Source organism: Saccharophagus degradans 2-40 (assembly GCF_000013665.1).
GTDB classification, from domain to species: Bacteria; Pseudomonadota; Gammaproteobacteria; order Pseudomonadales; family Cellvibrionaceae; genus Saccharophagus; species Saccharophagus degradans.
Genome location: NC_007912.1, coordinates 3,260,232 through 3,280,913, shown reverse-complemented (window position 1 = coordinate 3,280,913; position 20,682 = coordinate 3,260,232). Strand labels below are relative to the sequence as shown.

Below are 20,682 nucleotides of genomic sequence, written 5' to 3'. Positions count from 1 at the left end.
ATGATGGATTCAGTACAAATTCGTAAATACCTTCCACACCGTTACCCGTTCTTGTTAATAGATCGAGTTGTTGAGCTGGTAGAAGGTGATTACATCTTGGCCTATAAAAACATTACTATTAACGAAGAGGTTTTTCAGGGCCACTTCCCCAATTACCCCGTGTTTCCTGGGGTGATGCTAATAGAAGCCATGGCACAGGCCTGTGGCGTGTTGGGTTTCAAAACCATGGATAAAACCCCTGATGATGGTTCTATCTATTTGTTTGCTGGTATTGATAACGTGCGCTTTAAGCGCCAAGTCATTCCTGGCGATCGCGTGTTTTTTAACTGCAAAAAAATATCCGATAAGCGTGGTATTTGGAAGTTCGAGTGTGTTGCTACTGTTGATGATCAACTGGTAACTAGCGCTACTATCATGTGTGCCGACCGCAGTATTTAATTTACGTTAGTGTGTAATTAATTTTATGACCTTCATCCATCCTACCGCTATTGTTGATCCGGCAGCTAAATTAGCTGACGATGTAAAAGTTGGCCCTTGGACTTACATTGGCGAAGGGGTGGAAATTGGCGCAGGCTCGGTAATTGAATCCCATGTGGTTTTGAAAGGGCCTACTCAAATAGGCTGTAATAACCACATCTATCAGTTTTCATCTGTTGGTGAAGCGACACCAGATCTAAAGTATAAGGGCGAACCAACCAAACTAATTATTGGCGATAACAATATTATTCGTGAGGGCGTTACGCTGCATCGAGGCACGGTGCAAGATCGCGGCGAGACACGCATAGGTAATAACAACTTACTTATGGCCTATGTGCACGTGGGGCACGATAGTGTTGTTGGCAACCACTGTATTTTGGTGAACAACGCAGCCCTTGCCGGCCACGTTATTGTCGACGACTACGCGATTTTGGGCGGTTTTACCCTAGTACATCAATTTAGCCGCATTGGTGCTTACAGCTTTACCGGTATGGGTAGCGCCGTAGGCAAAGATATTCCTGCATTTATGATGGTAGCTGGCGCGCCTGCAGCTGCACGCAGTATTAATATGGAAGGGCTGAAGCGTCGAGGCTTCAGCAAAGATGATATTGCCAAGCTTAATAAATCGTTTAAATTGATTTACCGCCGTGGCCTTACCCTTGAGGCTGCAATAGAAGAACTTACCCCATTAGCGCAAGACTGTGCGGCAATCGTAACGCTTATTGCTTCTTTGCGTGCCTCTAAGCGCGGGATAGTGCGCTAACATCTTTATACAGGCATTGTTATGTCCTCACTAAAACGAGTTGCCATTGTTGTCGGTGAGGCTTCCGGCGATATTTTGGGGGCAGGCTTAATGGCTGCTCTAAAAAAACGCTACCCCGATTGTGAATTCGAAGGTATTGGCGGCCCCAAAATGCTCGCCCTCGGTTTTAATTCCCTGTACCAAATGGATCGTCTCGCTGTAATGGGCTTTGTTGAGCCATTAAAACGGCTGCCCGAGTTACTTGGTATTCGTAAGTCTTTACGCCAGCGCTATTTAACCAACCCGCCTGATGTGTTTATTGGCATTGATGCGCCAGATTTTAATTTAAATTTAGAAGTGAATTTGCGCGAAGCTGGTGTGCCAGTTGTACATTATGTTTCGCCTTCGGTGTGGGCATGGCGCAGGGGGAGGTTAAAAAAGATCGCGAAAGCCGTGGATTTGATGCTAACGCTCTTTCCATTCGAGTCGTCCTTTTTTAATGAGCAAAACATTCCCAACCTGTTTGTTGGTCACCCGCTCGCCGATACTATTCCACTCGAAAATGAAAAAACAGGCGCAAGAGAGCGATTGGGCTTAAGTGCCGAAAATAACGAACGCTGGGTGGCGCTATTGCCAGGTAGTCGCGGTGGTGAAGTTGAGCACTTGTGTGAGCGTTTCCTGTTGGCCGCTCAGCAATCTTTTGCTGGTCGGCCTAATTTACGTATTATTATTCCTGCCGCTAACGATGCACGCCATTCTCAAATCTCAGAAGTGCTAAAGCGCTACTCAGAATTGCCGGTTACTTTACTGCACGGGCAAAGTCACGATGCTATGCTCGCGGCAGATGCTATTTTAATTGCATCTGGCACTGCCACTTTAGAGGCTATGTTGCTTAAGCGCCCTATGGTAATTGCTTACCATATGGCAGCTTTCTCATATTGGCTGCTGAGTAAATTAGTGAAAAGTAAGTTTGTAGGGTTGCCAAACTTACTGGCTGATAAAGAGTTGGTACCAGAGTTACTGCAGCATAATGCTACGCCGAGCCAGTTAAGTGCGGCCCTAAACGTATATTTAGACAGCGAAAAAACAACGCAGCAACTCATCGAGCAGTTTAATGCTATTCACCTGCAATTGCGCCGAGATGCAAGCGAAACCGCAGCGCAAGGTATTGTAGACATGCTTGCGGCTAAGCGCGATATAGCGCGTTAATATTCCCCGTTATCATTAAATAAGGTCTTTATGTTTGAATATTGTATGGCGCGTCAGTTTGTTGCTGGCGTCGATGAAGTAGGGCGCGGCCCCTTGGCTGGGGATGTAGTTGCCGCTGCGGTTATTTTAGGGGAAGACCACGGCATAGAGGGCTTGGCCGATTCAAAAAAAATAACCGAGAAAAAACGCGATGCGTTATTTGATGTTATTCAAGAGCGGGCGGTAAGTTTTTGTATTGCCCGCGCGAGTGTCGAGGAAATTGACGAGCTGAATATTTTGCATGCGAGTTTGCTTGCCATGAAGCGCGCTGTTGAGGGATTAAACATTCAACCGCAGTATATTTATGTGGATGGCAATAAATTGCCAAAGTGGACATATTCCGCCGAAGCCGTCGTAAAAGGGGATAGTCTCGTAGAGGAAATTAGCGCTGCATCTATTTTAGCGAAAGTAACGCGAGATAGAGAAATGGTGGCACTTGACGAAAAATACCCAGGTTACGGGCTGGCGGGGCATAAAGGCTACCCCACTAAAGTACATATGGATGCACTTAAACGCCTAGGGCCAACAATCATTCATCGCAAATCTTTCGCACCGGTTCGTGCGGCCATCGAGCAGATGAATCTTTTTTAATTTTTCTGTACGTCCTGTTCATATTTTGTCGGAATGCGTTTTGCATTACTTATATATGTAGTGTGTGATGTGTCATATTTCTTAACTTTTACTCGCAAAGTCATCGGCAGGAATGTTTGACACGTAAAACACAATGTGAAAGTTGTGCTATACCTAATTTAAGGGCAATTTTTTATACGCTCTTAGAGCATGAGGTGAAGTGTGTTCTCATGATGAGGCAATGGTATTGGCACATAACTCTTTAAAGAGGTGCGATATGGACGCAAAATCACGAGTAACCACTTTTGATTCTCTGGCCAACCCAGCAATTTCTACCCTTGGGTTGTTTGTTGACCCTTGGTTGAAAGTTTATAACTCATGGGTAACAAATTTATTGGGTGATGAGGATTCGCTGATGCGTCGATATATACGTCATCCGTCCGATATTCCGATTGCATTCTCTGTTGAAACGTTTGATGCAGAGGCTAGCCCGCGCCCTAGGCTGAAAGATGTAAGCTTAGGCGGGCTATGTTTTAGCGCCGATTGTCCACTTAAAACGGGCATGCCAATACACATTGAAATTCCAGTCGAAAATCAGGGCTTTGGCGCTGATGGTATCATCGCTTGGTGCCGACCTGAAGGGCAGAAGTACTCAGTAGGTGTACAGTTTACCGATTCTACTACGCAGTTTTCAGTGCGCATGGTTGAGCAGATTTGCCATATCGAGCATTATCGTGCAGAAGTGTTACGGGTAGAAAACCGCGATTTAACCAGCGAAGAAGCTGCAAAAGAGTGGGTTGAAAAGTTCGCGGCGGATTTCCCAAGCTGATGCATGAGAATGTGTTCTGTGTATTAGTGATGTTATCCATTTGCAAAAATTACAAAAAAACCTACTAAAGAGTAGGTTTTTTTGTGTTCACTCTACGCGACGCGTCGAATTAAGCGGCAAGTAGCTTGTCGTAGCGTTTGCTAAGCAGCTCATAAAACTGCTCGCGCAGCTGCATAATGCCAGATTTTAAATCTGCAATTTCCTGTTCGCTAATGTCTTGTCTGCCAATGTATACCTGCTTGCGAAAGAGTGCGATACGCGCAGCGTAAAGGCGCAGGGTGCGCTCCATACTCTTTTCTCCAAGCATGAGTAATTTGGCTTCGGCGTCGGATAGTTTTTCAAACTCCTTAACAAGCTCAGCGTTAATACGGTCAAGCTCTTGTTTGCGGGCGGGGGGCCAGCGTTTGCCAAAACGGGTTGATTCGATAACCAGTGACGAATATTTGGCGAAACTATGGTTTACATGCCCCACACTCGAGGAGATATCCTCCAGTAAATTGACGCGGTGTTGAATGGGGTTGCGCTTGGTTGACTTGTCTCGCAGTTTTTTATTGACGTAAACGCAGGATATTGCGATAGATGCGCCTAAAGCTAGCTTTATGGCGGTATCGAGCAGTGTCCAAAGGTAACTAGCGTCCATAGATGAAGCCTCTAAAGGTCAAAAAATTGGCTAAATTGGGTTGGTTTTTTCTGATGTAATAGAAATTGCAACAAATGGGCCATTTTTTGACGGCTTCATTAGCCTCCTGCTAATTTCACTGTAAAGCCTTGCTCTTTTAAATAGGTCTGTAGTTTTTCGCGGTGGTCACCCTGGATTTCCACAGTAAAGTTTTTTAGTGTGCCGCCTGTGCCACATAGCTGTTTAAGTTTTTTAGAGAGGGCTTTCAGCTCGGCTTCTGGCAGCATTAAGCCTTCTACAAGGGTTACGCCCTTGCCCTTGCGGCCTTTGGTTTCGCGTTTAATTCTTACAATGCCGTCCCCTGTCGGCGCTGCTTGCTGTGGCTTATCCTCTTTTATTCTGCCGCTGTCGGTGGAATAGACGAGTTTGCTGTTAGATGCCATAGTTGCTCCAAGCGTGTTGGTGTTTGAATTGATATACTGCGGCGGTCATTTTAATGCCAATACCACCATAACAATAGTGCGAACGAGTGTAAGGACCCTGAATGTCGGATAAATCACCTGAGAACAGCCCAAATACACTTACAGGCTTTAAAAAGCTAATTAATCGTGAATACCTTTACGAAGTGATTTTTGGCACAGATACACCCGCAGGTAAAGGGTTTGATTTAGTGCTTATCTATATGATTTTGCTAAGCGTGCTGGTGCTAATGCTCGATTCAGTAGAGGCGATAAGAAGTCAGTTTAAATGGTTGTTATTCGGTTTGGAGTGGATGTTTACGGTAATTTTCACTCTTGAGTACCTTGTTCGTATTTACTGCACGCCTAATATTCGCCGTTATCTCACCAGTTTTTACGGCATTATCGATTTAATCTCGGTGCTGCCTAGTTATTTAAGTTTGTTTATTCCCGGTGCGAACTTCTTACTTATTGTTCGGTTGCTGCGTGTGTTGCGTGTATTTCGCATACTAAAGCTGGTGCGTTATTTGTCTGAGGCAAACGTGCTAATTCGCTCTATGGCAATGGCAAGGCGTAAAATCTTCGTATTCTTTATAACCGTGCTTGTACTATCAACCGTATTTGGTGCCTTAATGTTTGTGGTAGAGGGGCCGGAGCATGGGTTTACCAGTATTCCTAGAAGCATCTACTGGACGATTGTTACCATTACCACCGTGGGCTACGGTGATATAACGCCACAAACAACACTGGGGCAGGTTATCGCCTCGGCGGCTATGCTTACTGGCTATTCTATTCTTGCGGTACCCACGGGTATTCTTACAGCGGAATTGTTCCAAGAAATGACCCGCGAAAGACAGTTTGCGCGCTGCAATAGTTGTGAAAAGCTGGGCCATGAGCGCGATGCCAAACACTGCAAGCACTGTGGCAGTGTTTTGGAATCGATAGCCGATAAGCCCGAACCCATACCGCGCGGGCGGCTGTAGAGTGGGGCAGTGGTTTAGTCTGCCTCAGTAAGGGACAGCTCTTTTTGACGCGGGCGAGTGCCGTATAGTTTGGATTGACGCCGCGCTTGCTTCTCGATGTTTTTAGGGTGGTTTAACCAGTCTATTAGGTGAAAATTACCGTCATAATCTTCAGCAATGGCGGTACACGATTCCACCCAGTCTCCGGTATTTAAATAGCTAATACCTTCAATTGTTTTGTTCGCAGCTTGGTGTATGTGGCCACACACTACACCATCAAACCCCTGTCGTTTGGCGCCATGGGCTACTGCGACTTCGTAGTCGTGTATGTATTCTTTGGCGCGTTTTATATGCGTTTTTAAAAAGGCCGCGAATGACCAATACCCATAACCGTAGCGCGCGCGTATGCGGTTGGATAGACGGTTAATTTGCATCAGTATGTCGTAGCCCTTGTCGCCTATATATTTTAACGCTTTGCTGCAGCGGGTTACGCTTTCAAATTGGTCGCCATGAATAATTAGAAAGCGCTTATTTTGCGCGGTTACGTGGGTAAACCGATTATGCAGTTGTATGTTGTCGAATTGCATGTTGGCGTACTTGCGCAAGAATTCGTCATGGTTGCCCGTAATGTAGTAGATAGGGGTTCCATTTTTGGCGAGTTTTAAAATACGGCGAATCACTTTATTGAAGTGTTTGTGCCAAAAGACGCCAGAGCGCATTTTCCAGCCGTCAAAAATATCCCCCACTAAGTACAGCTGATCACAGGAGTAGTGCTTTAAAAAGTCGTTAAGTGCGTCAGCTTTGCAGTCTTTGGTGCCTAAATGTACATCGGAGATAAATAAAGTGCGGTATTTCAAGCTAAGTTCCTTGGCCGTCTTCTGCGTCGCGTAGGTGTCTAGGTACATGGTTACAAACCACTTAGATATTGAGTTGCTCTAGTGTTAGCTAGGCGTGTGACCGGTTTGTGACAGTTTGGTTAAAAGTTGGTGAAGCAGAAGCGGTAAATAACGCCAAATATTGGCGCCATAAGCTTTGATTTGGCAGCATCCATACTTAAGTCACCCAACGCGGTCGTTATCCTTGTCTATACTCCATTAAGCACATTAATAATGTACACATCGATTAGCTGGCAGGGCAGAAGATATGTCGCCTATGTTGGCTATTCGTTTTGCGCATCTGTTATCGCGGTCTGGTTCGGTCGCAACAATGTATTAACTATTGTGAGCGTTTATGGCGACTGTGTTTTCAAGCACAACAGGGGTGATTGGTCAGCTCCCCACTAACAAGCAAGCGAATGATAGCTCGGCAAAGGATAGTTATTTCGATCTGGCAGGGATTCTAGATGCCATGTCCGGGATGGTGTTCTTATTAGATCGCTGGGGTGTGATTCAGCTGGCAAATAGTCTCGCATTAAAATTGTGTAACGGTGAAAATCCCGTTGGCAAAAATGTGATGGAGCTTGATTGTGGCTGGCAAGATGCCAGTGCGTGCCAGCGCGATATTCTATACGTAGTTCGAAGCGGCTTAGCAAAGCGTGGCTCAGTTGAAAATATTTTTGTTGAAGGGCAAATGCGCTGTTACTGCGTTGATATTGCCCCCGCGAGTAAACATGCTCACTCCCCAGTAGGTGTTTTTCTTACGCTTACAGACATTACCCATCAAGAAGACAGTTTACGCGCGCTGCGCGATAGTGAATCGCGCCATAGGGCTTTCATCGCCAGTAGTGCAGATGCTATTTGGGCCTATGAGCTTGTGCCACCTGTCGATATCTCGCTACCCGTTAATCAGCAGGTAGATTTAATTATGCGCCGGGCACTACTAACAGAGTGCAATGAAAAAATGGCGCGTATATACGGTGTATCCGATATAACCAGTGTGGTTGGTCGGCCCATTTACCTTAATGGTTCCATGTCCAACAAAGAGGATATACGGCGTTTTGTACTCAACAACTACCGTGTTGAAGACCACGAGTTTACGCGTATAGATAAGTTTGGCGAACTGGGGTACATGTTATCAAGTGCGACGGGCGTGATAGAGAACGGTAAGCTGATGCGCGCATGGGGCTCTACACGCGATGTGACAGACCAACGGCGCTATTTGGATCGAATGCGATATCTCGCAAACCATGATACGCTCACCTCCCTGCCGAATCGTAACTTGTTATACAAAGAATTAGAGCGCGTACTATCCAATCGCAGCCAAAATCAAAAAGTTGCCCTGTTGCTAGTCGATTTAGATAGATTTAAAGAGATTAACGACACCCTTGGCCATCAAGCTGGCGATAAAGTGCTAAAGCAGTTAGGCCCGCGTTTAGAGGTTGAGCTTGGCGACACCCCGGGTATGGTTGCGCGATTGGGGGGCGATGAATTTGCTATTTTACTATCCAATATTCGCAATCGGCAGCATGCGGTAGTTACCGCGCACAGGTTTGCCGATGCGATTGCCGAGCGCTTTGATTTGGATACCTTCAGCACCGAGCTGCAATCGAGTATCGGTGTGGTTATTTGCCCAGACCAAGCCGAAGATGTAAGCACGTTGATGCGCTATGCCGATGTGGCTATGTATCACGCAAAAAACAATATGAAGGCCGTATCTATTTACGATGCCGAATACGATCCGAATTCTGCTAAGCGGTTAACGGTTACAGGGGCTTTGGGCAGGGCAATCCGCGAAGAGCAGTTGGTGCTTTTTTACCAACCAAAAGTGGACTTAAAAACACACAGAGTTTATGGGTTTGAAGCGCTAATTCGTTGGATTCACCCAGAGCTGGGTTTTATCCCCCCAAGCGATTTTGTGCCTATGGTGGAGTTATCCAGTTGGATATACCCCATGACATTATGGGTGCTGGAACAAACAATTAAGCAGTGCGCCATGTGGCGAGATGCGGGGTTGGATTTAACTCTAGCGATGAACTTATCGCCGCGCAATTTAGCGGATGATCGCATTGTTAACGACTTGGAAGTGCTGCTTAAAAAGTACAATGTGCGCGGTGGAATGTTGGAAATGGAAATTACAGAAAGTATGTTAATGTCCGACCCCAATCGTGCTAGCCGCATATTAGAGCGTATAAATAAACTAGGTGTGCGCTTGTCGATAGATGATTTTGGTACAGGTTATTCTTCGCTAGCGTACTTAAAACGATTACCCGTCAAAACCTTAAAAATTGATGGTTCGTTTATTATGAATATGCTCGAAAGTGAGCAAGATGAAATTATTGTTAAGTCCACTATTCATTTAGCGCACAACTTAGGTTTAGATGTTGTAGCGGAAGGAGTGGAAACCCTAGAGGTATACGATCGTTTAAATAGTTTGGAGTGTGATAGCGTGCAAGGCTATTACATAGCGAAGCCAATGCCAATTGAAAGTGTTGGCGCTTGGCTTGCAGATTATCAGTCTTAGTAATTATGTAGAAAGCGGCTCATTTACCAAGCGCCGAAGATTGTTTGATTTTTAAAGAAGAGTCTCCCTTTCTAACTGCCTTACTTCTTTTAAGCGCTCTTCAATTTTAGCTTTTTGATGCTCATCATCCTTCACGCGTTTAAGCGCGTGACGCAGCTGTATTTCCGACTTAGAAAAAATGCCGTTTAAAGCAAAGTACTCTGCGCGAGCTAAGTGCACTTGTAAAATGTTACCTGTTAAACCTTGTACCTCTGCGAGTAAATACCACACATAGTCGTCATTGGGGCGGCGTTGCACATGGCGATTCAGCAGCTCTGCGCACTCGTTGTAGCGTCCGGCTTTCATTAGCACTTCGGCTAGGCGCACGTTAAGTGCATGGTGATTAGGGTGGGTTTTTAGTTTTTCTTGCAGCGCTTTTACTGCTGTTTCGAAATCGCCTTTTTCGGCATATACATCTGCACGCGCGACGGTGAAATAAATGTTCTCTGGCTCTGCGGCCACCAACTCTTCTGCTAAAGTAAGCGCGCGCTCGGTTTTACCCGCACGGGTAAGCGATAACACCAAGCCATACTGTGCGGCCAGTTTGCTGAAACGGTTACCTCGCAATTCATTTTCAAAGCGGCGAACATCTTCCCCATAATTATTGGTGTTGTTTAGGCTAACGCGAATTTTAACAAGCTCGTACTCGGTGCTTTTTTCGTAAAACTTTTTCGGGTACTGCTGCGCGCGGTTGCGCGAATCCGAAATACGCGATTCGGTAACAGGGTGGGTAAGTAAAAATTCTGGGGGCCTGCGTGAATAGCGGGTAGATTTTAAAATTTGCTCAAACATGGCCGGCATTGCGTAGGGGTCCATACCTGCGCGTACTAGGGTTTCCATGCCAATGCGATCTGCTTCTTGTTCCATGCCGCGGCTAAAACGCAGTTGGGCATCTATCGCAGCGGCTTGAGTGGCCGAAATTGCAGCGATACCTGCGTCGCCATCAGTGGTGGCGGCCACAATGACACTGGCCAATAGCGCAGCGAGAGTAATCATAGTGTTTTGCTGTTGCTCTTCTACCTTACGGGCATAGTGACGCTGGCTAAGGTGCGCCAATTCGTGGGCAATTACCGAAGAGAACTGCTGTTCGTTTTCGGCGTAATTAAAAAGGCCGGTATGAATACCCACCACGCCACCGGGTACAGCAAATGCGTTTAAGGAGGGGTTCTCTACCACTAAAATGCTTAATCTCGAGTCGGTGAGATCGCTGTAGCGGGAGATCCCATAAATGAGCTTTTCTGTGTACGAGAGCACAAACGGGTCGTTGGTAGTGGGCACCTGCGCGCGATAAATACGCAGCCATTTTTGGCCAAGCTCATATTCTTGAGCAGGAGTAATCACGCCCGAGCCGGCTGAGCCTAAGTCGGGAAGAGGCAGGTCAGCAGCCTGGCTGGGTAGGGCAAGCGCAAGCGTTACAGCGAAGGTGCCCGAGCATTTAATAAAAGCACCTAAGCATTTAATACCTAAGCCCTTAAATAGTTGCTTGCGTTGATGAGTGTGATTTAGAACTAAACGGCTAAACAATTTCAGAATTACCCTATTTAATATGCTATTGTTGGCGCGCGCAAAGTTAGCGGTGTTGCCTAAAAATAAGACAATAACATTGTTTTATGGCTGTAACTTCGACTTGTGTCTGTAAGCTTAGTTCAGTTGTGGCATTGATGGCCACAGTTACAGGGCTTATCTCACATGGTTTTTACAGCAATTGTAAGCTTGTTGTTATATTGAGTTGGCTAGTCTGAACTAGCTGTGAATAAACGTCAAAATCAATCGTAAATAAACGTGTCTAATACTCTTCCGCAATGTGACCTAACAGTAGATGCTAGAGGCCTCGCTTGCCCTATGCCGTTACTTAAAGCAAAGCAGGCCTTAAATAGATTGAGTGCCGGCCAAACGGTAAAATTAATTGCCTCCGACCCCGGAAGCGAGCGCGACTTTCACGCGTTTGTAAAGCTTTCAGAGCACAGTCTTCTTTATTTTCAAAAGTCTGATAACGAATTAACCTATGTGTTAGAAAAAGGAGAGAGTAAATCGCCATGATTACCGTATTTAAACGTTGGCTCGAACGCTATTTCGCTGACGAAGAAGCTGTTCTGGTGGCAGTGCTATTGGTCGCGAGCGTTATCATTATCGTAACCATGGGCGTGGTGCTTGCTCCTATGATTGCCGCGGTAATTATCGCCTTTTTAATGCAGGGTATTGTGGCTCGGTTAAAAACTTGGGGGGTTAGCCACATTGTTGCGGTAAGTATTGCCTTTCTGATTTTGGCCGGTTCGCTGGTAGTGATGCTTATTTACCTCTTGCCAGCGCTGTGGCAGCAGGTGCTTAACTTGTTTGCAGAGGCTCCGCGCATGTTAAAAGACGGCCAGTCATTACTCTTATTGCTGCCTCAAGAATACCCTGCGCTTATAACCGAGGATCAAGTAAAACAGTTAATGGGCGCTCTGCGAACAGATCTCGCGCAAGCAGGCCAAACGGCGGTTTCTTTTTCGCTGGCCCAGCTGCCTATTATTGTTGCTGCACTTATCTATTTGGTATTGGTGCCTATATTAGTGTTCTTCTTTTTAAAAGATGGCCAGCAAATGCTGGGTTGGGTTGCGAGTGTGTTACCGCGTGAGCGCCCAGTAATGCAAAAGATTTGGCGAGAAATGAACCAACAAATAGCCAACTACGTACGCGGCAAGGTAATTGAAATTGTTATTGTAGGTGGGGTGAGCAGCTTAACGTTTAGCTTGCTAGGTCTGCGATATGCGCTACTTTTAGGTATCGCGGTAGGGTTTTCGGTGCTTGTACCTTATATAGGCGCGGCTATTGTAACGCTGCCTGTGGCGGCTATTGGTTTTTTCCAATTTGGCTGGGGTACAGAATTTTTGTACATCATGATTGCTTACACCATTATCCAAGCATTAGATGGCAACGTGCTTGTGCCGCTATTGTTTTCTGAAGCGGTGAAGATGCATCCGGTTATGATTATCCTTTCCGTGTTGGTTTTTGGCGGTTTCTGGGGCTTTTGGGGTGTGTTTTTTGCAATTCCGCTTGCAACTCTGTGCAAGGCCATTTTAAATGCGTGGCCGACTAAAGGCTCGCCTATTGCGGGTAACGTATAGGGTAACGTTAGTGGCATTGGCAGTTGGTGGTGCGTTCACGTTAATTCGCACCATTTAGCCGCAGGCCGCGCCAATGCTGCACTGCAGCTAAATTGGCGACTGGAAATGTCTTACTCATGTGTGTAGAATCGTGACACCTTAAACTAAGGTCGGTGCAAATAAGTTGTTTTGGTAGAGTGTACAAAGAGACATCGCCAAGGCTACAACACCCGCAACCAAAGGGTTTGCAGGTGAAGAGAACGGGCGCTCGAACCCATTTTCTAAAAGAAGCATGTTTAAAACATGCCATAAATAGCGGTCTGTCATTTAGGCAGTTAAAGTTGGGGAAGCGTAATTGCTTGATGTGCTCACCTTTATCTCATTCTGCTAGTACTAAAGGCTTTGCCCAAATTATTGGGTAATCGGCTTTTATGCTAGAGGAATGCCATAACCGTACATTTCGTTTACGCAGTTTTTGATTAGCAATGTTAGAGGAAAGGTAAAGCATTAAATTAAGTGTGCATTGCGTTAATTACCTGTGTAATCCAGTTATACCCAATAGTAAGTCCAAATATTCAGACTCAAAGCCAGTAGCACTGAGCTTTGGGTCACGAGATAAATTTATTTCAACCTGCGGAATTAACCGCAGCATGATTTAGGAGGCTTTAATGCTTGAGGATATCGATGCTCTCGAAACACAGGAATGGCTAGATGCTCTAGCGTCAGTTATTAAGTACAGTGGTTCGGAGCGCGCGTCATTTCTTTTGTCTCAGCTAGCCAACACTGCGACTAAAACCGGTGTAAGACTACCCTCGGCTATCACCACTCCCTACGCCAACACTATTGCAGCTAAAGACGAAGCGCGTTCTCCAGGTGATGCTCACCTAGAGCGTAAAATTCGTTCTTTGGTACGTTGGAACGCTATGGCGATGGTTATGCGTGCTAACGACAACGACGAAGGCTTGGGTGGACACATTTCCTCCTTCTCATCATCTGCGACTTTGTATGAAGTAGGTTTTAACCACTTCTTCCGCGGTGACGACGGTGATCAGCGCGGCGATTTGATTTACTTCCAGGGCCACATTTCCCCTGGTATTTATGCGCGTTCTTACTTAGAAGGGCGTTTGTCGGAAGAGCAACTAGATAACTTCCGTCGCGAAGTAGATGGCAATGGTTTGTCTTCTTACCCGCACCCTTGGTTGATGCCGGACTACTGGCAGTTCCCAACTGTATCTATGGGCTTGGGCCCAATCTCTGCTATTTATCAAGCACACTTCATGCGCTACATGTCTGCCCGTCAAATGTGCGAGCGTGGCGATCGTAAAGTGTGGGCATTCTTAGGTGACGGTGAGTGTGATGAGCCAGAAACCTTAGGTGCTATTTCGCTTGCAGGCCGCGAGCAATTAGAAAACCTTATTTTTGTTATCAACTGTAACCTACAGCGCTTAGATGGCCCTGTTCGCGGTAACGGTAAAGTGATGCAGGAATTGGAAGGTATCTTCCGCGGCGCAGGCTGGAACGTAATTAAAGTTGTTTGGGGTGCAGGCTGGGATAAACTCCTAGAAAAAGACACCACAGGCTTACTGCAAAAACGTATGGACGAAGTGGTTGATGGCGAGTTGCAAAACTACAAAGCCAACGGCGGTGCCTATACCCGTAAGCACTTCTTCGGTAAGTACCCAGAGTTGTTAAAGCTTGTTGAAGATATGTCTGATGACGAAATCTTCGCTTTGGCTCGTGGTGGTCACGACCCACAAAAAGTTTACGCAGCATATAGCGAAGCCGTTAACCACAAGTCCCAGCCAACTGTTATTTTGGCTCAAACGGTTAAAGGTTACGGCTTGGGTGCAGCTGGCGAATCTGCCAACATCACTCATTCTGTTAAAAAGCTAGATATCGAAAGCTTGAAGAAATTCCGCGATCGTTTCGGTATTCCTGTTTCTGACGAAGATCTTAAGAGCGTTCCTTACTACCGTCCATCACCCGATTCACCTGAAATGGTTTACATGCAAGAGCGTCGTAACGCGTTAAACGGTTACTTGCCTGCGCGTGTAAACGACTTCGAAGCGCTAACTATTCCTGAGTTGGATAAGTTTAAAGCGTTGTTGAAATCTAGCGGTGAGCGCGAAATTTCTTCCACTATGGCGTTTGTGCGTTTTATCTCTACCTTGGTTAAAGATAAAAACATGGGTGCGAACGTTGTACCTATCGTGCCAGACGAAGCGCGTACTTTTGGTATGGAAGGTATGTTCCGTCAGTTGGGTATTTACTCTTCTGAAGGTCAAAAATATACCCCGCATGATCACGATCAGATCATGTACTACAAGGAAGACAAAAAAGGTCAAATCCTTGAAGAAGGTATTAATGAGGCGGGCGCTATGTCTGCTTGGATTGCGGCTGCAACTGCTTACAGTACTTACCGCAAGCCAATGGTACCGTTCTACATTTACTACTCTATGTTCGGTTTCCAACGTATTGGTGACTTGGCATGGTTGGCGGGTGATATTCAAGCGCGCGGTTTCTTGGTAGGTGCAACTTCTGGTCGTACCACGCTGAACGGCGAAGGCTTGCAGCATCAGGATGGTCACAGCCACTTAATGGCTAACACCATTCCTAACTGTCGCACCTACGACCCAACTTACAGCTATGAGCTAGCTGTAATTATTCGCGATGGTTTACAGCGCATGTATGGAGACAAAGAAAATGTCTTCTATTACATCACCACCATGAACGAAAACTACCAGCACCCAGATATGCCTTTAGGTGCAGAAGAAGGCATTATTCGCGGTATCTACAAGCTGAAAGATGGCAAAAAAGCCGCTAAGAAGAAGCGTGTTCAGCTTATGGGTGCAGGCTCTATTTTACGTGAAGTTGAAGCGGCAGCAGAATTGTTGCGCGACGACTGGGGTGTTGAGTCTGACATTTGGAGCGTAACAAGCGTTAACGAATTGGCGCGCGATGGTCAAAAAGCGCAGCGCCATAATTTGTTGAACCCAGAAGCTGCTCTACGTAAGCCTTACATTACCGAAGTACTAGAAGCAGCAGAAGGCCCGTTCATTATCTCTACTGATTACATGAAGAGCTATTCTGAGCAATTGCGTGCTTATATTCCTGGTACTTACACCGTATTGGGTACAGACGGTTTTGGTCGCTCTGATACTCGCGCGAAATTGCGCGGTTTCTTCGAAGTGGATCGTTACTACGTAACTGTTGCTGCACTTAAGTCGCTTGCTGACGAAGGTAAAGTACCAGCTAAAGATGTAACTGCCGCATTGAAGAAATACGGTATCGATTCTGACAAACCAGATCCAATGACCGTCTAATTAAGGAGAGTTGTTAGTGGCTAAGCAAATTATCAACGTCCCAGATATTGGTGGGGCGGACAACGTAGATATTATTGAGATATGTGTTGCTGTAGGCGATACCGTTTCTGCTGAAGACTCTTTGCTTGTTTTAGAATCAGATAAGGCCTCTATGGAAGTGCCTTCGCCTGTTTCTGGTAAAGTGGTTGGCATTCTTGTTAAAGAGGGCGGTAAAGTTTCTGAAGGCGATGCCATATTTGAAATTGAAGCAGAGGGCGCAGCTGATGCGCCTGCTGCTGAACCGGCAGCCGCTCCTGCGGCGGCGCCAGCCCCAGAGGCGGCTGCACCTGCAGCATCTTCTGAGCAGTTGGTGAAGGTTCCAGATATTGGTGGTTCCGAAAACGTTGAAGTGATCGAGTTATGTGTTGCTGTGGGCGATGAGGTTGCCGAAGGCGATTCCATTATCGTGCTAGAAAGCGACAAGGCTTCAATGGAAGTGCCTGCGCCAGCAAGCGGTAAAGTGGTTAGCTTTGCTATCAAAGAAGGCGATAAGCTTTCTGAAGGCGACGATATTCTTGTGTTAGAAGTAAGTGGTGGCGCAGCTGCACCAGCTGCCGCTCCTGCTGAGTCTGCTCCTGTAGCCGCGGCCCCTGCACCTGCACCTGCTGCAAGTGGCGGTGTGACCGATGTAAATGTTCCTGACATTGGCGGCTCAGAAAACGTTGAAGTTATCGAAGTTTGCGTTGCAGAAGGCGATGAAATTAGCGAAGGCGACTCCATTGTTGTGTTGGAAAGCGATAAAGCATCCATGGAGATCCCATCACCTGCTAGCGGTAAAGTTGTAAGCATTACCGTTAAAGAAGGCGATAAAGTATCTGAAGGTGCGGCACTGCTTAAATTAGAAATTGTTGGTGCTGCCCCTGCTGCAGCTCCTGCGCCTGCTGCGGCACCCGCAGCGCCACAAGCGCCTGCTAAGCCTGTTGAGCAGCCAGTGAAGACCACGCAAGAGTTACACCCTGCGGAAGTGTCTGCCACTACTGGTGAAGTGTATGCCGGCCCTGCAGTACGCAAGTTAGCGCGTCAGTTAGGTGTAAACCTTTCAGAAGTGAAGCCAACCGGCCCTCGTAAGCGTCATACTAAAGACGATGTACGCGAGTTTGTTAAAACTGTAATGAAGCAACGCAGCACTGGCGGCGCAGCAGTTACAGGTGGTTCGGGTATTCCTGCAGTACCAGCAGTAGATTTTTCTCAGTTCGGCGAGATCGAAATGCAGAAAATGAGCAAAATCAAAAAGGTTACCGCTGCTGCAATGGTTCGCAACTGGTTGAACGTGCCACACGTTACTCAGTTCGACGATGCTGATATTACCGAGCTTGAAGCATTCCGTAAGAACATGAAAGCAGAAGCCGAAGCGGCAGGTGTGAAGTTAACACCATTACCGTTCCTGCTAAAAGCTTGTGCGGCAGCGCTTAAAGCGGAGCCTAGCTTTAATGTTTCTATGCACCCAGACGGCGAGCATATTGTGCAGAAGAAATACATCCACATTGGTATGGCTGTAGATACGCCAAACGGTTTGGTTGTACCTGTTATTCGCGACGTAGACAAAAAAGGTTTGTTCGAACTTGCGGCTGAAACAGTAGCTTTAGCTAAGAAAGCGCGCGATGGTAAGTTGATGCCTAAAGATATGCAGGGCGGATGTTTTACTATTTCTAGCCTTGGCCCAATTGGCGGTACTGGTTTTACCCCAATTGTGAACGCGCCTGAAGTTGCTATTTTGGGTGTTTCTAAAGCGGATATTAAACCGCGTTGGAACGGTAAAGAGTTTGAGCCTCGTCAGATGTTGCCTTTGTGCTTATCTTACGATCACCGTGCAATTAACGGTGGTGATGCAGGTCGCTTCTTTACGTTCTTATCTGCAGTATTGTCTGATGTGCGTCGCTTACTCCTTTAAGCGCCACATCCAGATTAAATAAAGCGGGCTACGGCCCGCTTTTTCGTTCCCTTTCATTATTAATCGCAACTTATTGCTAATGCGCATTGGCAATATTTAACATTTCGTGGTTTTTCTATGTTTGTTCATTATCTTGTTATCGCTCTTGTTGTTCTTGCTATGTTAAGTATTGTTCTTGAAGAATGGATACACATTAACAAAGCAAAAACCACTTTGTTTTTTGGTTGTACGGCGTGGGTGGTTTTATTTATGCATGCGCACGCAGGTGCGGAAACGGCAGAGCTGCAAGAAAGTTTGAACGAAAACCTGCTAGAGATTGCGACTCTCTGGTTATTTTTAATGGCCACTATGACTTTTGTTGCCTATTTGAATGCTAGAGGGTTTGTGCAGAATGTTGTTCAAAGGGTGTTTCCCAGTGAGCTGAGTTTACGCAAGTTAGTGCTATTGGTTGGCAGTTTCGCTTTATTGCTTTCCATGATTTGTGACAACGTAACCGCAACGTTGGTAAGTATTGGGTTGGTGCAGGCCTTTAAGTTAAGCGTGCAAGACCGTCTTAAGTTAATTGTACTTGTGGTGTTCGCAGTTAACTCCGGTGGTGTATCGCTTATTACGGGTGATGTAACCACGCTTATGGTGTTTATGCGCGGTCACGTAACTATGCTAGAGCTTATTTCGCTTATGGTGCCGTCTTTTTTGAGTGTAGTGCTGTTAGCGGCGTTGTTTAGTGTGCGTGCTAAGGGGCGTGTGGCTAACGACGTTGAGATAAAGCCATTTGAAACGTTGGATTTAGTTATTGCTGCGTTATTTTTTAGCACGATTATTTCCACTATGTTATTCAACTTCTTCTTTTCGATTCCGCCAGTACTTACCTTCCTGTTTGGTTTGTCGATAATGTTTTTGATTGGCGGCGTGGTGCATACCCACAACGAGCAGGTAAAACTTTTACAGTACATCCGTCAAATCGAGTTTGATACTCTGTTGTTTTTCTTGGGAATTTTATTAATTGTAGGTGTGTTAAAAGAAATTGGTGTGTTAACCAGTGTGGCGGCAATTTATTCGCAATCTAACCCCGATTGGGCTAACTACATCGTGGGGCTGGGGTCTGCATTGCTCGATAACGTCCCTTTAACTGCCGCGTTATTGAAAGCCGAGCCTAGTTTAACCGTAGCGCAATGGTTAACGCTTACTTACGCTGTGGGCGTGGGTGGTTCGGTGCTGGTTATTGGTTCGGCTGCCGGTATTATTGCTATGAGTAAAGAGAAGGCACTTACTTTTGTTGCTTACTTAAAGTTCTTTCCGTACCTGTTAGTGGCGTACACGGCCGGCTACTTAATGACTCTCTTTATGAGTAAGGCGTTCTTTTAGGTTTAGTTACCGCTAAAAAAAGCCCGGCGTTGTGCCGGGCAAAGCGGTCAGGCAGACATGAAGATATTTAGTATTTAACCCCTTAGTGACTGCTTGCCACGCTATTGTCTGTTTTCATAACCACATCTATTTTTACTCGTCTATCTAAGGCGTAAGCTTCTAAGTCACCTTGATAAGCCGTTGAAAGGTCTGAGCCGTAAGCAGAGTAGGTAACTCGAGAGCGGTCAATCCCTTTTTCTTCCAACGCTTTAATCACAGATTTAACGCGTTCTTCCGAAAGCACATAGTTGTATTCGTCTGTGCCGCGTGGATCGGCGTGCCCCTCTAAATTCACTTTAAGCTCTGGGTTGGTGTTTAAGTAGCGTGCAACACTATTTACCCGCTTTAAATCGGTTTGCGAAAGCTCGTCGCTGCCGGTGGTGAATAGCACTTGAAACTCTAATTTTTCGGCAGCTTTCTGTTCCATGGCGCTAGCGCGTTGTTGATCTTTTTCTAGTTGTGCTTTCATTTCTTCTACCTCGTTCATGGCTATGGTGAGTTCCTGTTGTTGGTGTTTAGTATCTGCGTGCTCAGCTGCAAGCGAGCCTGTTACCGCACCTATAAATGCTCCAACTGGGCCGCCAACTAGGCCACCAATTACCATGGTGCTTAATGTGGCTGCAGCTTTGTCGTTGTCGCGCTGCTTTTGAGTTTTGGTTTCGCCGGCAAATGCGCTGTTGCTTACAATAAGTAGGGCAGAGAAGGTTGCAGCAGAGATAAGTTGTTTAGTTTTCATTGTGTTGCTCCTAGATGTAAAAGTGCGTTGGTGTGTTTGTTTTGTCTATGGTGTTATTAAACACAGGGATAAGGGCAACCATATGGCGGGGTTGTGGCGAGTTGGCGATAGAAAGTGGCAAAAAATGGCGTTGGGCGATATTTTGTACATCTTCTATACTTGTTGTAGGGTTGGTTGTTGAGTGAGCCCGCAAAATTCTTAAGCAACTAGGAGCGTGTTATGGGAGTAGAAGCACAAACATTACCTGTTGGAGTGGAGCAGCTAGACCACTACCGCGTGGCAGATTTAATGAGCGGTACTTTGCTTACCGCATATGAAGGTTGGTCTGTTAAGCGGTTGGCCGCATTTTTCGTGCGCCACGATATTTCTGCCGCTCCGGTTGTGGCGTCAGATGAAGAGTTGGTTGGGGTTGTATCTCAGTCCGATGTGGTGCGTTTTGAGAGTAGAAGCCCAACGGACGATGAGATTCAGCGCTTAATTCGTCAGTATTGCGGCCCCTACAGCGCGGAGCTCACTCCGCAAGAGGTTACCCACCTTAAAGAAAAGGCCAGCGAGACCTGCACCGTTAACTCAATAATGACGCCACAGGTTATTTCGGTGGAGGCAACCGAGTTTGCAGGGAAGGCGTGCGCCACCATGTTGGAAAAAAATATCCACCGGCTATTTGTTACTGAAAATGGCCGCTTAATTGGTGTGCTCACCGCCATGGATTGTTTGCGCAAGCTGGTCGAGTAGTTAATCTTCTTGGTGCGGTTAACACCGCGCCTTGATTTGCCCGTTAACTCGTGGCTCAATGCGTCGCAGATTCCACAGTCGATAAATGTGAGCCCTAGTGAGCGAAGAAAGTTCTACTCCCCCAG

Annotated in this window: 18 protein-coding genes; 13 read left to right on the top strand and 5 right to left on the bottom strand. The window is 46.3% G+C overall.

Annotation, left to right across the window (positions count from 1 at the left end):
• The 5 genes from fabZ (at position 1) to SDE_RS13530 (ending at position 3,866) form a co-directional block, all read left to right on the top strand.
• A complete protein-coding gene (gene fabZ / locus SDE_RS13550) occupies positions 1-438 on the top strand; it encodes a 3-hydroxyacyl-ACP dehydratase FabZ (RefSeq protein ID WP_011469063.1) in 438 nt (145 codons plus the stop codon).
• Between the two features lie 25 nt (positions 439-463).
• Positions 464-1,240 (top strand): acyl-ACP--UDP-N-acetylglucosamine O-acyltransferase, encoded by a 777-nt coding sequence (gene lpxA / locus SDE_RS13545; RefSeq protein WP_011469062.1) that lies wholly within the window; start codon positions 464-466, stop codon positions 1,238-1,240.
• A 21-nt stretch (positions 1,241-1,261) separates the two neighbouring features.
• Positions 1,262-2,428, top strand: coding sequence for a lipid-A-disaccharide synthase (lpxB, locus tag SDE_RS13540; RefSeq protein WP_011469061.1), 1,167 nt, complete (start codon positions 1,262-1,264; stop codon positions 2,426-2,428).
• 30 nt (positions 2,429-2,458) lie between these two features.
• Positions 2,459-3,058, top strand: coding sequence for a ribonuclease HII (gene rnhB / locus SDE_RS13535; RefSeq protein ID WP_011469060.1), 600 nt, complete (start codon positions 2,459-2,461; stop codon positions 3,056-3,058).
• Between the two features lie 256 nt (positions 3,059-3,314).
• Positions 3,315-3,866, top strand: a complete 552-nt coding sequence (locus SDE_RS13530; RefSeq protein ID WP_011469059.1) for a PilZ domain-containing protein — start codon at positions 3,315-3,317, stop codon at positions 3,864-3,866.
• Between the two features lie 109 nt (positions 3,867-3,975).
• On the opposite strand, the gene SDE_RS13525 is transcribed toward SDE_RS13530, so the two are convergent.
• Together SDE_RS13525 and yciH are read right to left on the bottom strand one after the other, a co-directional pair.
• A complete protein-coding gene (locus SDE_RS13525) occupies positions 3,976-4,506 on the bottom strand; it encodes a hypothetical protein (protein WP_011469058.1) in 531 nt (176 codons plus the stop codon).
• A gap of 98 nt (positions 4,507-4,604) precedes the next feature.
• Positions 4,605-4,928 (bottom strand): stress response translation initiation inhibitor YciH, encoded by a 324-nt coding sequence (gene yciH / locus SDE_RS13520; RefSeq protein ID WP_011469057.1) that lies wholly within the window; start codon positions 4,926-4,928, stop codon positions 4,605-4,607.
• Positions 4,929-5,029: 101 nt separating this feature from the next.
• On the opposite strand from yciH, the gene SDE_RS13515 reads away from it, so the two are divergent.
• Positions 5,030-5,926 carry an ion transporter gene (locus tag SDE_RS13515; RefSeq protein ID WP_011469056.1) on the top strand — a complete coding sequence of 299 codons (897 nt, stop codon included), beginning with the start codon at positions 5,030-5,032 and terminating at the stop codon, positions 5,924-5,926.
• Positions 5,927-5,940: 14 nt separating this feature from the next.
• Here SDE_RS13515 and SDE_RS13510 read toward each other — a convergent pair whose 3' ends face one another.
• On the bottom strand, positions 5,941-6,762 hold the full coding sequence (locus tag SDE_RS13510; protein WP_216065763.1) for a UDP-2,3-diacylglucosamine diphosphatase: 822 nt from the start codon (positions 6,760-6,762) through the stop codon (positions 5,941-5,943).
• A 373-nt stretch (positions 6,763-7,135) separates the two neighbouring features.
• On the opposite strand from SDE_RS13510, the gene SDE_RS13505 reads away from it, so the two are divergent.
• Positions 7,136-9,304 carry an EAL domain-containing protein gene (locus SDE_RS13505; RefSeq protein WP_011469054.1) on the top strand — a complete coding sequence of 723 codons (2,169 nt, stop codon included), beginning with the start codon at positions 7,136-7,138 and terminating at the stop codon, positions 9,302-9,304.
• Positions 9,305-9,355: 51 nt separating this feature from the next.
• Here the strand turns inward: SDE_RS13505 and SDE_RS13500 are convergent, their stop codons facing one another.
• On the bottom strand, positions 9,356-10,867 hold the full coding sequence (locus SDE_RS13500; protein ID WP_011469053.1) for a M48 family metalloprotease: 1,512 nt from the start codon (positions 10,865-10,867) through the stop codon (positions 9,356-9,358).
• A gap of 258 nt (positions 10,868-11,125) precedes the next feature.
• Between SDE_RS13500 and SDE_RS13495 the strand changes: the two genes are divergently transcribed.
• The 5 genes from SDE_RS13495 to nhaD all read left to right on the top strand — a co-directional run bounded on the left by SDE_RS13495 (position 11,126) and on the right by nhaD (position 19,047).
• Entirely contained in the window at positions 11,126-11,383 is a 258-nt protein-coding gene (locus tag SDE_RS13495; RefSeq protein WP_011469052.1) for a sulfurtransferase TusA family protein, read from the top strand.
• Positions 11,380-12,450, top strand: a complete 1,071-nt coding sequence (locus tag SDE_RS13490) for an AI-2E family transporter (RefSeq protein WP_011469051.1) — start codon at positions 11,380-11,382, stop codon at positions 12,448-12,450. The genes SDE_RS13495 and SDE_RS13490 overlap by 4 nt, the downstream gene beginning before the upstream one ends.
• A 647-nt stretch (positions 12,451-13,097) precedes the next feature.
• Positions 13,098-15,752, top strand: coding sequence for a pyruvate dehydrogenase (acetyl-transferring), homodimeric type (gene aceE, locus SDE_RS13485; protein WP_011469050.1), 2,655 nt, complete (start codon positions 13,098-13,100; stop codon positions 15,750-15,752).
• Positions 15,753-15,768: 16 nt separating this feature from the next.
• Positions 15,769-17,682, top strand: a complete 1,914-nt coding sequence (gene aceF / locus SDE_RS13480) for a pyruvate dehydrogenase complex dihydrolipoyllysine-residue acetyltransferase (RefSeq protein ID WP_011469049.1) — start codon at positions 15,769-15,771, stop codon at positions 17,680-17,682.
• 117 nt (positions 17,683-17,799) lie between these two features.
• The gene (gene nhaD, locus SDE_RS13475; protein WP_041324698.1) at positions 17,800-19,047 is read left to right on the top strand and encodes a sodium:proton antiporter NhaD; all 1,248 of its coding nucleotides are present in this window, start codon (positions 17,800-17,802) and stop codon (positions 19,045-19,047) included.
• Between the two features lie 82 nt (positions 19,048-19,129).
• Here nhaD and SDE_RS13470 read toward each other — a convergent pair whose 3' ends face one another.
• Positions 19,130-19,822 carry an OmpA family protein gene (locus tag SDE_RS13470; RefSeq protein ID WP_011469047.1) on the bottom strand — a complete coding sequence of 231 codons (693 nt, stop codon included), beginning with the start codon at positions 19,820-19,822 and terminating at the stop codon, positions 19,130-19,132.
• Between the two features lie 219 nt (positions 19,823-20,041).
• Here SDE_RS13470 and SDE_RS13465 point away from each other — a divergent pair, with 219 nt between their 5' ends.
• Positions 20,042-20,557, top strand: coding sequence for a CBS domain-containing protein (locus tag SDE_RS13465; RefSeq protein WP_011469046.1), 516 nt, complete (start codon positions 20,042-20,044; stop codon positions 20,555-20,557).
• Positions 20,558-20,682: the final 125 nt, after the last annotated feature.